At 36.8% G+C, this 14,375-nt stretch carries 10 protein-coding genes and 1 pseudogene; 10 read left to right on the top strand and 1 reads right to left on the bottom strand.

Features of this window, described 5'->3' with window-relative positions:
* Positions 1 to 11 precede the first annotated feature (11 nt).
* From glmU to B6A32_RS18185, 10 genes are all read left to right on the top strand, one after another.
* Positions 12 to 1,373 carry a bifunctional UDP-N-acetylglucosamine diphosphorylase/glucosamine-1-phosphate N-acetyltransferase GlmU gene (gene glmU, locus B6A32_RS18140; protein ID WP_085306333.1) on the top strand — a complete coding sequence of 454 codons (1,362 nt, stop codon included), beginning with the start codon at positions 12 to 14 and terminating at the stop codon, positions 1,371 to 1,373.
* A gap of 68 nt (positions 1,374 to 1,441) precedes the next feature.
* On the top strand, positions 1,442 to 2,152 hold the full coding sequence (locus B6A32_RS18145; RefSeq protein WP_158088519.1) for a substrate-binding periplasmic protein: 711 nt from the start codon (positions 1,442 to 1,444) through the stop codon (positions 2,150 to 2,152).
* Between the two features lie 87 nt (positions 2,153 to 2,239).
* A complete protein-coding gene (locus B6A32_RS18150; RefSeq protein WP_085306335.1) occupies positions 2,240 to 3,001 on the top strand; it encodes a DeoR/GlpR family DNA-binding transcription regulator in 762 nt (253 codons plus the stop codon).
* 12 nt (positions 3,002 to 3,013) lie between these two features.
* Positions 3,014 to 4,846, top strand: coding sequence for a glutamine--fructose-6-phosphate transaminase (isomerizing) (gene glmS / locus B6A32_RS18155; protein ID WP_085306336.1), 1,833 nt, complete (start codon positions 3,014 to 3,016; stop codon positions 4,844 to 4,846).
* A gap of 140 nt (positions 4,847 to 4,986) precedes the next feature.
* Complete coding sequence (locus B6A32_RS18160) at positions 4,987 to 5,844, top strand: TnsA endonuclease N-terminal domain-containing protein (protein WP_085306337.1); 858 nt, start codon at positions 4,987 to 4,989, stop codon at positions 5,842 to 5,844.
* A complete protein-coding gene (locus B6A32_RS18165; protein WP_085306338.1) occupies positions 5,831 to 7,930 on the top strand; it encodes a Mu transposase C-terminal domain-containing protein in 2,100 nt (699 codons plus the stop codon). The genes B6A32_RS18160 and B6A32_RS18165 overlap by 14 nt, the downstream gene beginning before the upstream one ends.
* The gene (locus B6A32_RS18170; RefSeq protein ID WP_085306339.1) at positions 7,920 to 9,581 is read left to right on the top strand and encodes an ATP-binding protein; all 1,662 of its coding nucleotides are present in this window, start codon (positions 7,920 to 7,922) and stop codon (positions 9,579 to 9,581) included. The genes B6A32_RS18165 and B6A32_RS18170 overlap by 11 nt, the downstream gene beginning before the upstream one ends.
* 2 nt (positions 9,582 to 9,583) lie before the next feature.
* Complete coding sequence (locus tag B6A32_RS18175) at positions 9,584 to 11,128, top strand: TnsD family Tn7-like transposition protein (protein WP_085306340.1); 1,545 nt, start codon at positions 9,584 to 9,586, stop codon at positions 11,126 to 11,128.
* Positions 11,128 to 12,744, top strand: a complete 1,617-nt coding sequence (locus B6A32_RS18180) for a hypothetical protein (RefSeq protein ID WP_085306341.1) — start codon at positions 11,128 to 11,130, stop codon at positions 12,742 to 12,744. Before B6A32_RS18175 ends, B6A32_RS18180 begins: the two co-directional genes overlap by 1 nt.
* Positions 12,745 to 12,930: 186 nt before the next feature.
* Positions 12,931 to 14,268 carry an ATP-dependent nuclease gene (locus tag B6A32_RS18185; RefSeq protein ID WP_233131470.1) on the top strand — a complete coding sequence of 446 codons (1,338 nt, stop codon included), beginning with the start codon at positions 12,931 to 12,933 and terminating at the stop codon, positions 14,266 to 14,268.
* Positions 14,269 to 14,278: 10 nt separating this feature from the next.
* Here the strand turns inward: B6A32_RS18185 and B6A32_RS19180 are convergent.
* Positions 14,279 to 14,375, bottom strand: a pseudogene (locus B6A32_RS19180) (IS982 family transposase); the annotation flags it as partial.

Raw genomic sequence — 14,375 nt, forward strand, 5'->3', positions numbered from 1 at the left:
ACGGAAAAATTATGGCTCTCTCTGTTGTTATCTTAGCGGCGGGTAAAGGCACTCGCATGCGCTCTGCTTTACCTAAAGTTCTTCATCCTGTTGCTGAAAAGCCTATGGTATCTCATGTTATTGACGCGGCGCGCCAAGTAGATAGCGAAAATATTTATTTAGTTTATGGCTTTGGTGGCGATGTACTTAAAGCTAAAGTTACCGGCGATGATTTAACTTTTGTTGAACAGAAAGAACAATTAGGCACTGGCCATGCGGTTGATATGGCTTCACCTTTTTTAGCTGATGATGAAGATGTTTTAGTGCTTTACGGTGATGTACCGTTAACGAAAGTGAGTACATTACAACGCTTAATTGTTGCAAAACCAGATAATGGTATGGCGCTATTAACGGTACATTTAGCCAACCCAACCGGGTACGGACGTATTATGCGTGATAGTTCAGGCACGGTAGTTGGTATTGTTGAACAAAAAGATGCTACAGCTGAGCAACTACTAGTTAATGAAGCTAATACCGGTATTTTATTAGCTAATGGCGGCGATTTAAAACGCTGGTTGGCTAATTTATCTAGCGATAATGCGCAAGGCGAGTATTACTTAACCGATATTATTGCTGCTTGTCATCAAGAAGGTAAACTCATTACCACTGCTCATCCAGATAGTGAAATTGAAGTAGAAGGCGCTAATAATCGCGTGCAACTTGCAGGTCTTGAAAGAGCTTATCAATTAAGAAAAGCTGAAGCGTTAATGATTGCAGGCGCAAGCTTACGTGATCCTAACCGCATTGATATTCGTGGTAATGTTAGCGTTGGACAAGAAGTGGTGATTGACGTTAACTGTATTTTCGAAGGAGATGTACAAATTGCTGATAATGCCATTATTGGCGCCAACTGTATTTTGAAAAACTGCAGTATCGGGCAAGGTGCTGAAATTAAGCCTAATAGTATGATCGATGGCGCTATAATTGGTGAATTAGCTTCAGTTGGCCCATTTGCTCGCATACGCCCAGGTTCAGAGCTGATGCGCGATTCTCATATTGGTAACTTTGTTGAAATGAAAAAAACACGCTTAGGCGAAGGCGCAAAAGCTGGACATTTAAGTTATTTAGGCGATGCGGAAATTGGTGCTAAGGCTAATATTGGTGCCGGTACTATTACCTGTAATTACGATGGCGTAAATAAAGCAAAAACTATTATAGGTGCTGGTGCATTTATAGGCTCAAATGCTTCGTTAGTTGCACCTGTTACTATTGGTGAAATGGCAACAACAGGAGCAGGTTCGGTTATTGTTAAAAACGTTGATGATAACGAGCTTAGTGTAGCTCGTGGTAAGCAACGTAATATTGCTGATTGGAAACGCCCATCTAAAAAATAAATCAAAGCATGAAAGGATCTTTTATTACACTGTTTTTGTTGAGGTTAATTTTCATAAATATTTTATTTATGAATTTTGTGCGAGCTGAGTCAGCTTTAACGGCTGTTGCAGCCGAACACCCTATGCTGCAATATTATGAAAATAATGAAATAAAAGGTCCAAGTGCAGAAATTCTCAAATTGCTATTATTGCAAAGTGAATTGCAAGCCCCATTTGAACTGCTACCTTGGTCTCGAGCATATAATACAGCTTTAAATCGAGAAAACACCCTTGTTGTTAGCATGATAAGAACACATGCCCGTGAAAATCAGTTTCATTGGCTAATTAAAGTTAGTGAACTTGTTCGTGGTTTTGTTTCACTGAATAGCCGTCCTGAAAACACTATTCAAAACTTAGAGGAAGCAAAATCTAAAACCACTGTTGTAATAAGGGATAGTTATGGCTATCACTCGTTAGTGAAATTAGGCTTTAACGAAGAAACTAACCTTTATGTTGTATCATCTTTAAAGCATGGCATAGCACTATTTTTATCAGGTAAAGTAGATTTAATTTTTGCCGACCCGAATGTATTAACCGATTTCTTTGCAGAGCAGCAACAAAATGCTCAAACGTTATTTTCTGTTCTTGTTTTACCAGAAACACGTCGAGATAGTTATATTGCAGCGAATATAAACACAGAAAGCGGCATACTCGAAAAACTGAAGCGTGCTGCAGATAAATTACGTACCGACCCCGGCTATCAATATTATCTGGCTTATAAAGCCTTGAAAGAAGATTAGATCTTAGATAAATATTGTTTTTATTTTCAGCTTTTGTTCTAATAGCTAAGTTTTAAACCGAAACTTTTAAGAGTGTAAACGAAAGCAATGTCAAAACGAAATACCCAACAGCGTCGTCATACCATTATTGCAGAATTAAGCAACTTAGGCGAAGTAAGTGTTGATAGCCTTGCAAAAATGTTCGATACCTCAGAAGTTACTATTCGTAAAGATTTAGCCGTATTAGAAAACAGTGGTTTATTATTGCGCAGATATGGCGGAGCCGTACCCTTGCCTCATGAAATTACTGAACCTAAAACAGAAAAAGTTTCGAAACGAAAGGTTATTATAGCAAAAACAGCTGCATCGTTGATTCGTGATCATAACCGCATTATTTTAGATAGCGGCAGTACAACATCTGCCCTAGTGCGTGAGTTAAGTGCTAAACAAGGCTTAGTGGTTATGACTAATTCGCTAGCAATAGCGTCTGATTTACATGCGCTTGAAAACGAACCGACATTATTGATGACCGGGGGTACTTGGGATACACATTCTGAATCATTCCAAGGACAGATTGCCGAAAATGTATTGCGTTCTTACGACTTTGATCAACTATTTATTGGTGCCGATGGTCTTGATTTAGCGCGTGGTACAACAACCTTTAATGAACTTTTAGGTTTAAGTCGCGTTATGGCGGAAGTGTCGCGAGAAGTTATTGTTATGCTAGATTCAGAAAAACTTAATCGAAAAATCCCTAATTTAGAATTACCTTGGGGGAAAATTCACACGTTAATAACAGATGCAGACATGCCTGAAGACGTGAGAAGTGAAATAATTAAACAAGGCGTTAACCTCGTTATTGCCAGTTAAAAGGACAAGAATATGTGTGGAATTGTAGGTGCTGTCGCACAGCGTGATGTAGCAGACATTTTAGTAGAAGGTTTAAGGCGATTAGAATATCGTGGTTACGACTCTGCTGGTGTTGCAATAATTGATAATAACAACAAACTTATGCGAGCTCGTCGTTTAGGTAAAGTACAAGAGCTTGCTGATGCATTGCATGCTAACCCATTAGCTGGCGGAACAGGTATTGCGCACACACGTTGGGCAACGCATGGTGCGCCAAGTGAAGTTAATGCTCACCCGCATGTTTCTTCAGAAACAATAGCGGTTGTGCATAACGGCATTATCGAAAACCACGAAAGCTTGCGCACACGTTTACAAGGTTTAGGTTACGTTTTTACATCGGAAACAGATACCGAAGTTATTGCACATTTAGTTCATCATGAATTAAAAACAGCAGAAAACTTATTAAGCGCTGTTCAGGTTAGTGTAAAACAGTTGGAAGGTGCTTACGGTACCGTTGTTGTTGATACTCGTGATAAAGATCGTGTAATCGTTGCGCGTTCAGGTAGCCCTTTAGTGATTGGTTATGGTGTTGGTGAAAACTTCATTGCTTCTGATATGTTGGCGTTATTACCCGTTACGCGTAAATTCTCTTTCTTAGAAGAAGGCGATGTCGCTGAAGTTACACGTTTTGAAGTTAACATTTTTGATACTGATGGTAAGTCTGTAGAGCGAGAAGCAAAAGAGTCGGAAGTAAGCCATGACTCTGGTGATAAAGGTGAATACCGTCACTACATGTTAAAAGAAACTTACGAGCAGCCAACCGCAATTCGTAATGCTTTAGAAGGTCGTTTATTAGGTAATGTACTTGATATTCAAACCTTTGGCGATGGTGCTGACGCTATCTTCCAAGAGATTGAGCATGTACAAATTATTGCCTGTGGTACCAGTTACCACTCAGGCATGGTTGCCCGTTACTGGTTAGAAGCCTTAGCCGGTGTTTCATGTAATATCGAAATAGCCAGTGAGTTTAGATATCGTCAATCGCATGTGCCGAAAAATGCTTTATTAGTAACAATTTCACAGTCAGGTGAAACGGCTGACACCCTAGCTGCTTTACGTTTAGCTAAAGAAATTGGTTACCGTGCGAGCTTAACTATTTGTAACGTTGCAGGCTCTTCATTAGTTCGTGAATCTGATTTAGCCTTTATGACTAAAGCTGGCGCAGAAATTGGTGTAGCTTCTACTAAAGCCTTTACTACGCAACTCGTTGGTTTATTAATGATGACATTAGCCATTGGTCAACATCATGGTATGTCGTCAGAAAAGCAAAACGAAATAGCTCAATCGTTAATGACCTTGCCAAACAAGCTTGAAGAAGTATTGGCTTTAGCCGGTTCAATTGAAGACTTAGCAGAGGATTTTGCTGATAAGCATCACGCATTATTTTTAGGTCGTGGCGATCAATACCCAATTGCAATGGAAGGCGCATTGAAGCTGAAAGAAATTTCATATATTCATGCTGAAGCCTACGCAGCAGGTGAGCTTAAACATGGACCATTAGCGTTAATTGACGCCGAAATGCCCGTTATTGTAGTAGCACCTAAAAATGATTTAATTGAAAAATTAAAATCTAATGTTGAAGAAGTTCGTGCTCGTGGTGGCTTAATGTACGTGTTTGCTGATGCAAGTGCTAACTTTAGCAGCGACGATACAATGAAGGTTATTAATGTGCCGCATTGCGATGACATTATTGCTCCTATTGTTTACACCTTACCATTACAGTTATTGTCTTACTATGTGGCGATAATTAAAGGTACAGATGTTGACCAACCACGTAACTTAGCGAAATCAGTTACAGTTGAATAGCATTTGATTGTTATTTCATGCCGCTGTAACTTTACAATAAAGTACCATACTAACCAATAAAGTATCATACTTTACAAATTAGTTTCATACTATTAAGGTTTAGGCTATTCTGAATTCATCAGAATAACCTGGACCTATAAATGAAAGACTTTCTTGTACCAGCCCCCAAAACAATCGTAGAGCTTATTAAGCCAGCCATCATTAAACGCTTAACAGTGGAAAAGCGTGGCCAAGGTCATGGTAAACATTATAAGCCCTTTCTTACCGTCAGAGATGTGCCTAGCAAAGGCAGAGTTCATAGAAGACCGGCACTAACTCATGGCCGTATCGTGCATTTATTATCTGATTTAGAGCTTTCCACTTTTTTACTTTTCGATTGGAATCTTTCTGTCACCGATATTAAAGAGCAGTTTCCTCTCGATCCCGAAAAAACAGCCAAAATTTCAGAGCGCCTTGGAATTCCCCATCCTGCAGTAAGTGGTGTAACCCAAGTTATGACTACTGACTTACTTTTAGACACCCTGCAAAATAACAAAGTCGTTCAAGTAGCTATTTCAGTTAAATATAGTGACGAATTAGAAGATGTCCGAGTTATTGAAAAACAAGAATTAGAACGGCGCTACTGGGAAAGCTTAGGTATCCAGTGGTATCTTTTCACCGAGAACGAAGTCCCTTTCATACTTATTCAAAATATTAAGTGGCTCTTACCACACATGCATAGTTATGATTTAAATAAAACACGTCAGATCGAGGTGTTTAATACAGTAAATGAGGCAATACTTACCCATCCAAACGATAAAATAGCTGTGGTAATGAAGTATCTAGATGATCAGTATAAAGTTGATGGAGGCACATATTTATCTTATCTAAGGCATCTATTAGCGCAAAATGCTTTCACTTGGGATCTCATGAATGTTGATCATAAATCCCTAAACTCATTAGATTTAAAAGCTTCAGATTTTTGGATCAAAAAGGAATATGAATATGTTCATGCCTAATGATGTATACCAAATAAACTCAAAAAGATTAAGAGTGCTTTGGTCTAATCCCGAAGTAATATTTTATATTGATATAGATCTGGCTAATGCATTGCCGGAATATGCTTCTAGAGACGAATTTGAACATCTGATGGCGAAAAATGAATTAGAAGTAATCGAAGATCCACATATTAATGTTTCAATGACCTTTCCTCAAAAAGGTTCAAAATCTGAGAGTATTCAAGATAGAGCTTGGAGTGCTATTCAGAATGCTGTTAATAACGTACCTGATATATATTTAAGAAAACAAAGAGGGGTATTACTAAACCAAGTAATCCACGAAAGCGGAGCCACAAAGCAAACAGTATATCGTTGGTTCCGACGATATTGGCAACTAGGCATGTGTAAAAACACTCTAAACGGCCAATACAATCGTTGTGGTGGGTTAGGTAAAGCCAAAACAGTAGGGGAAAAGAAGCTTGGTGCCCCACGAACGAGAACACCTGGTGATGGCGTTAATGTCGATGACAATATTAAAGCTATTTTTAGAGTTGCTATTGAAAAATGTTTATTAAATGAAAATCAGTACGAATTTGATTATGCTTACAACCAAGTATTAATAGCCTTTGGTGTTCCTTTACCTTGTAAAGCAGAGCATTTGCGGGAAGTACCTACTGCTCGCCAATTTCGTTACTTTTATAATAAAGAATACACTTCCCTTGATATTACCAGAAAGAGAAAAGGTGAAATTAATTATCAAAAGGATTATAGACCTGTTCTGAGCTCATCTACTACTGAAGTATCGGGACCTGGTAGCCGATACCAAATTGATGCCACAATCGCAGATGTATATCTTGTTTCAGCTGAGAATAGGAATAAGGTAATCGGAAGACCTACTATGTATTTTGTTGTCGATGTTTTCAGTCGTGCAATCGTTGGTATGTACATTGGATTAGAGAATGCATCTTGGGTAAGTGCCATGGAAGCATTGTCAAATACAGTACTTGATAAGGTTGAATACTGTAAGCAATTTGATATAGAAATAACTGAAGATATGTGGCCTACGGTAGGATTACCGGAATCTATTATTGGCGATCGAGGTGAAATTTTAGGTCGTCATATTGAAGTGTTGAGCAAAGCTTTTCATGTCGATATTGAAAATACCCCGCCTTATAGAGCAGATTGGAAAGGCATTGTAGAGCGTTATTTCAAAACAGTACAAGTTAAAATGAAGCCATTTGTGGAAGGCTACGTTACCAAAGTCGCTATTGGTAAAAAAAAGCATGGGAAAGATTATCGTCAAGACAGTATTCATACTCTAAAAGAGTTTACTCAAATGATGATAAAAATAGTTCTTTATTACAATAATGAACACACATTGAGTGAGTACGATCCAGATAAAGACCTACCTAATGACTTATCTTATAACCCTCTGGATTTATGGGAATGGGGAATTCAATTTCGTACTGGCCGTTTAAGAAGGCCTAATTCTGATATTGTAAAAGTAAACCTATTACCACATACCGAAGCTACAGTAACAGAAAAAGGCTTAAAGCTTTTTAATTGCTATTACACTTGTAAAGAAGCCATCGACTGGGGTTGGTTTGAAGGTAACTACAATGGCCCCAAAAAAGTAACTATCGCTTATGATTTATACTCGGCTAATGTTATTTATCTTAGGCTCAATGATAATTACTCTACTTTTATTACAGCTGCTTTAGCTCCTCGTAGTCGAGCATATCAAGACTTGACCATGTGGGAAGTTTGGCAACGTAATGATATTAATGCCGATGTAGCTGCTACTTCCAGTTTAAAATCAAGAGCTGGTTCTGTTAATTTAGTTAATGATTTAGAAGCGATAGCTTCTCGTTCTAAAGCTTTTCAGCCTACTAATAAGCCATCAACAAAATCAGAAAAAGTGACTGGTATAAGAGAAAATAAACGTATAGAAAGACAGAATGAGCGAGCAAATAAGTATGGTAATCAGAATGAAAATATACAATTAGATAATGTAACTTCATTACAAAACGAGAAAAAAGTAGCCAAAAGCTATAAATTACCTACCAGCCTTAAAAGCCTATTAAAGAGTGATAGCGATGACGAATAGTGCTGATCAAAGTTATTTCAAAACAGCAGAGTATATTGATCCTGGTTTACCCGAATATGCGGATAACCCGCTTATCGCAGCATTGCCGCCAATAAACAGTGTTAATGATGTTGTTGAAATGTTGAATAAGAGGCCTAAATTTGACGATAAAGAAATTAACTTAAAAGGGCATGTTAGGGTACATGCTATTAGTCGTTTAACTCGAGACTTTTTTGTCCCTCAAACCACGCATTTAGTACTTGAACAAAAATTCTCCCAACTTATACGTAAAAGTTATCTTGGGCGGAATCCAAAAACAGCTACATTCAAGCGTAAGTTAAATCAAATGAGGTCGATAATTCAAAATCAAGACTTAACCTCATATGTCCATAGCGAAAGTAACTCCAATGCATCATCGATGGCTATTTCAGGAATATCAGGTGCAGGGAAATCTACAGCAACTAATAAGATTTTAAACAGTTACGATAAGGTGATTTACCATCCTAAATATCAATTATTGCAAGTGCCATGGATAAAAATTGATTGTCCTTATGAAGGCTCCTTATCAGAGTTTTGCGAAAGTTTTTTTATTGCATTAGATAAAAGGTTAAATACCCGTTACAGAGATAAATATACTGCAGGTCGACCCACTATAGGAAAAATGATTGCGGACGTAGCTGACCTTTGTTTAATTCATGCTATTGGTTTAATTGTTGTCGATGAGTTCCAGCACATGAACCTCGCTAAAAGTGGTGGCGAGAAAAAAATGATAAATTTTTTGGTGACATTAGTTAATGTCGTTGAAGTTTCAATTGTATTAATCGGTACACCAACAGCGCTCCATTTATTTTCAAATGAATTTAGACAAGCTCGCAGAGCATCAGGTGAAGGTAGTATTGTTTGGGATAAAATGGCATTTGATGAAAGCTGGGATGATTTTTTATTGGAATTGTTCCAGTATCAATGGCTGGAATCGCACACTGAACTTGATGAAATTTTTACTCATCTACTTTATGAATTATCACAAGGTATACCAGACATAGCAGTTAAACTTTTTTGTCTTGCTCAAGCTCGAGCTATTTTACTAGCAGAGTCACCAAATGAAGAATGCCTGACTACCGGTTTATTTAATGATGTATTTGAAGAAGAGTTTTCTATTGTAAAGCCCATGTTAGATGCTCTTAGAACAAATGATAAGACAGCCTTAAAGAACTGTAAAGATATTGTCATACCAAAGATTGAAAGTGGATTGCTCAATGGCTTTGATCATTTAAAAGCAATGCCTTTGAAAACACCAAAAAGAATAGAGACAGGCGATTCGTTACAAAATGACGTAGTGAATAATGCCATTTCAACACTTCTTTCAATGGGGGTAGCTGAGGATATAGTACGTCCACTTGTACAAGATTGTATAGCATCGAATCCCGAAGTTTCACTTATCGACATCATTCATCAAGCAACATCTTCATTTGCAACAACAAGTACAGTCAATACTAAAAAAGGTCCAAAGAAAAAAAGTAAGAGTACATTAAATAAAGTTAAAGAGATGGATTGGGGGCAATTATCACAGTCTGATCTTCGTAAAGTATATTCATCAAAATCAGAATCAATGTATGAAGCTTTAAAAGAAAATGGTCATATTTACCCTATAAAGCAGTTTTTGGTAGGTTAACATTGCTAGCATATTTTCCTAAAGCGTATGAAGATGAGTTGCTATATAGCATGATTGCACGATATAGCATTCATACTGGCCAAGCAGCTAATCAGAAAGCTGTGATTCATGATGTATTTGGGAAAAAAACTGCTGTTGCAATACCTGATTTACCAAGTCATCTTAATGCATTTAGTGCAAGGGTGGCAGTTGTGTGGTCCATTGCAGCTTCTAGTTTGATTGATAAGCATACATTGGCAAATTTATATATTCCGTTCCTATCGGGTCAACAAGCTCAACTTATAGTTTCATCAATGAAGTCAAATTTTGGTGGCAACATTCATACTCGAGCAGGCATTGCAGCTTCTAGTATTAAAATAAATCAATATTTTCGTTATTGCCCTATTTGTTCATTAGAACAAGAAACAAAGCTTGGTGAAACGTATTGGCTGAGAAAACATCAATTACCATGTATTAACGTTTGTTTAACGCATCAATGCGAATTGATTGATTCGCAAATACCTTTTTATTCGATTCAAAAACATCACTTTCACGCAGCAGAAAATATTGATAAAAGTACGCTAATATCACCTGTTTTGCTTAGTAAACAAGAAGAAATATTAATTGATCGCTTTTATACTCTCTTAAATTTAAAAACGATAAAGCCTTGTTCTAGTTATCAATGGACTATGTTTTATAAAAAAATAGCAGTAGATTTAAATATGATGAATGGTAACTACGTCGATCATAAAGCTATTTATGATCACTTGATTAAAGACTGGGAAAATACCTATTTTAGAAAATATTTACCTAAAAGTTATCACAATAGCTGGTTAGTAGACATTTTTCGTAAGCACCGAAAATCATTTCACCCCATTCGACACATAATGGTTTGGAGTTCTTTTCTATTTGATAAATCGTTAGAAGAAATTTTTACAATGGTTAATGCATTCCCAACCAAAAGTAATAATAAGAAAGATAGAAAGTTTGTAGCTCTACAAAAAACGAATAAAAATATAAGCGAACAAAGATGTGCCTGGCTTGATTTATGTAATACAAATATCGAGTTAGGGATTAAATGTTTAAGGAATACAGATAATGGTGGAAGCCTATATGCATGGTTATATAGGCACGATAGAGACTGGTTAAAGAAAAACTCACCTGACGCTAAACGTATTAATTTGAATCGATACCAAAGAGACTATAAAGCGTGGGATGAAGAAAATATCGCATTACTTCAAGAATATATAACTGAAATAGCTACCCTAAAAAAACGTCCCAGAATCAGCAAAACGTACTTAATTAAAAAGCTACCTACCCCAAATTCAGTTGAAAAACATTTAACCGATTTACCAAGAACAGCGAAATGGTTGGATCTCAATCAAGAAAATAAAGTAGATTACAGAAAGTTTCGATTACGTATCGCCCATCAGGCATTAGAGGCATCAAATCTACCAATACAACAATGGCGCTTACTACGTTTAGCATCAATTCGTAAAGAGTACATCACAGAAGATATTGAACATTATATTTTCAAATTAATTCATAAAGCGGTGGTGGCAGCATAATGGTTAGTATTACTCAAATACCTAATGGTTCAAAATTGATGCTTATAGGTGATTGGTTTCAAAATCCTGGTGGAGATTGGCAAGTTGTATGTTATTTCAAAGAACCTAGTGGTAGGTATTTTAGGAAATCATTACCTATTGATTTATTACCAGCCTTAACCGTCGGTAAAACATACCCAATAACTGATACGGTTAATTATAAAACAGGCTTTACAAGTGCCTTTGTTTTGCCAAACCAGAATACTTGGGAGCTTGTTACTTATGCAGAAATGCCACAAAGTTTACAGAAAAAGCATCTGTTGAAAGAGTTTGAAGGCCAAATTGAACATCAATTGATATATAAAATACAACTTGAAGAATACACTATGTGGTTGCCTTTGAGCGAGTTTGCAAGAATGTTACTTTTTCAATCTGCAGAAATTGTTAGAACACTAGCTCTTGAGGGTAACACGTATCAATTAGCTAAAGCAGAAGTGAATGATTGGATAGGAAAAATAATTTTTGGTAGCCATGTACCGTTAAATTTTATAAATAGCCTAGAGTATCGTAAATTTTTTGCTTGGTTAATGTTTGATGATTCAGCTAAGAAAAGTTTTGGTTCGATTTTCGGCTTAATCAATAGTGAGAGTAAACAAACTCAAAATTCTAGGCGGTGGACGTTCAATTTTACGCCACCTAATATTGAAAACAGTTCAATCACTTGGAGTGGGTATACTGGTTTACAGAGTAAAGGTGAAGGGAATCATCGATATGTGAATGAAATCAGATCAATTGCTGGTGTTCCCACACCTGAGCTACATGAAATTGAATTTGAGCATCCCGAAGATTATATCAATCTTGAAGATGATAAGAATGAAGATCAAAATAAAAAGAAGAGAAAATATTCTGAGCCTGCTACTAATCCTAAAGAAATAGACACCTCATCCTCTCCTAGATCTAAAGGAAAGCGCTACACCATTAATATAAATAAAGCGGGCTTTCATTTTGATACGTATCTTGACCTACGCAGAAGTCCTCGAAATGTAAGAATTCTTCCTAAGGGCACTGAGCCTGAATTAGTTGAAAACCAAGAGGATGATAGTGTTGGTATAAAACAAGGAAAAAACACAGGAAAACGTCCCAGAGCTGATATTGATAAACTTGATAAGCCTGAGCCAATTAAACCTTCAGCAAAACTACAATTATTTGAAATCATGCTAGAAACATTGGCGGAAGAAAGTGGTTGGAAGCTTTTTGTTGAGAAAGGAAATGTACCAAAAGTAAATTGCCGCTCAGCACATTTAATTGCTGGGAAGCCTCGGCAATTTTGTTATGCGGAAATACAATTAAGTGAAGGCTTTACGATTTACGCAATTGAAATTGAATTACAAACAAAAGAAACGTTATCAACTCTTTTTTATCGTTCAGAAGCATCAACCTATAAACAAATCTTAAACGATTTAATGTCGAGTAATACTGAAAGAAAACAAAAAGCGATGCAGTGGGATCGCAAAAACATCAAAGAACTTACTGTTTCAGACTGTTTTCTAGACCATCCCGATAAGAAAAATTTGAGTAAAGAAGAGATAAACCAGTCATGGTCGGCTAGAGCCAAACAGAAAATTTTAACTCTTTGATTCTTGAAAACTAGAGCAATGTTGCTAACTAAAAAAACAGGCGTGATAAAAAGTAATAATAGAGTTTATGATATAGGGTCTTATGTAGTTCATTGTATTTTGTAATAATAGCAGTGAAGGAATAATCACTAATTAGGCAACCATCATAGTTTGCCCAATATAATAATATAATGGACTGAGGTGTGTATGTATTTACGCAAACTAAAAGCACAAGGCTTTAGATGCTTTCATAGTAGCTTCGAGATTGAGTTCACGGATGGACTAAACGTGATAGTGGGTGAAAATGGGGCTGGTAAAACGGCTATCATCAGTTCTATTCGTCAATTATTTCAAGATTCTGAGTCTGGGAGATATAGCATATCCAGCGATGACTTTTTCAGCCCGTTCATCACTGAGGGAAAAGCCGCTTTATCTTTTTCAATATGTGCTGAGTTTGATGGACTTGATGTAGAGGATAAAGTGGCCTTTCTTCCGTGGGTTGGAGCTTCCAATACAGCATTATTGACCTTACAAGCTGAAAATAAGGAAATACGAGGTCGATTCAAAAAAATCATTTGGGGAGGGAATTCGAAGAGCTCACAGTTTGACCCTGAATTGATTGATCTTATTCAATGCATTTATTTACCACCATTAAGGGATGCAGAGTCAAAGCTTTCGAATGGCCGTCAATCTAGGTTATCTAAGTTACTTAAAGCGCTAAACCGTAAACAATTAAAGCAATGTAGAGAAGACGACACGCTACACCCTCTTGAGGAAAAACTGAAAGACTTCAACACATCTTTAGCTACTGACGATAATTTAAGTATCAAAAAAGCAAATGAACTCATCACTGCAAACTTGACTAAAGCAATTGGTTATCATTTTGGACAAAAAACAAGTATTCAGTTTGCAGAAAGTGATTTTACTAAAATTGCTGAAAGCCTAACGTTATTATTTTTTCCTGATTTATCTGCTGATAGTCAGGAGTTATTTCGCGGTCTTAGTCAAAATAGTTTAGGTTATAACAATCTACTCTATATCGCTTCAATCCTTGCAGAGCTAACACTTGATGATGAAGATGATGAGCAACCCCTTTTTAAATTACTATTAATTGAAGAGCCTGAAGCACATTTACATCCACAACTACAAATTAGGCTTTTAAATCACTTAAAATCAGTAGCAGAAGAAAACAAAAATGTTCAGGTAATTGTCACTACGCACTCAACTGTTTTAGCTTCTTCTGTCGAACTTGAGTCAATCATTCACTTGTCTAAGTCACAAGCCCCAGTGGCAACACCATTACGAACATGCGGGCTTCATTCCACTAGTAGTCAATTCATCAACCGCTGGCTAGATGTGACAAAATCTAACTTGTTATTTGCGAGTGGTGTAATTTTGGTTGAAGGGATTGCGGAGCAAATGATAATTCCTACTTTGGCCAAAATAGTTTTAAAAGATCAGAAGGACGGATACAAAAGCCTCGAAGACCTTGGTATATCAACAATTAACCTTAATGGAATCTACTTTAACCTGAGATCTGTTTAAGCCGTGTGTTTTAAATGGCCATCAGAGCAAATTCACTCGGTGATAATTTAATACATGGCTTTTGTTCTTTTAGACAATAAGCCACTATGCCAGAAATAACATTCAGC

The organism is Colwellia polaris, from assembly GCF_002104515.1.
In the GTDB taxonomy this organism is placed as follows: domain Bacteria; phylum Pseudomonadota; class Gammaproteobacteria; order Enterobacterales; family Alteromonadaceae; genus Cognaticolwellia; species Cognaticolwellia polaris.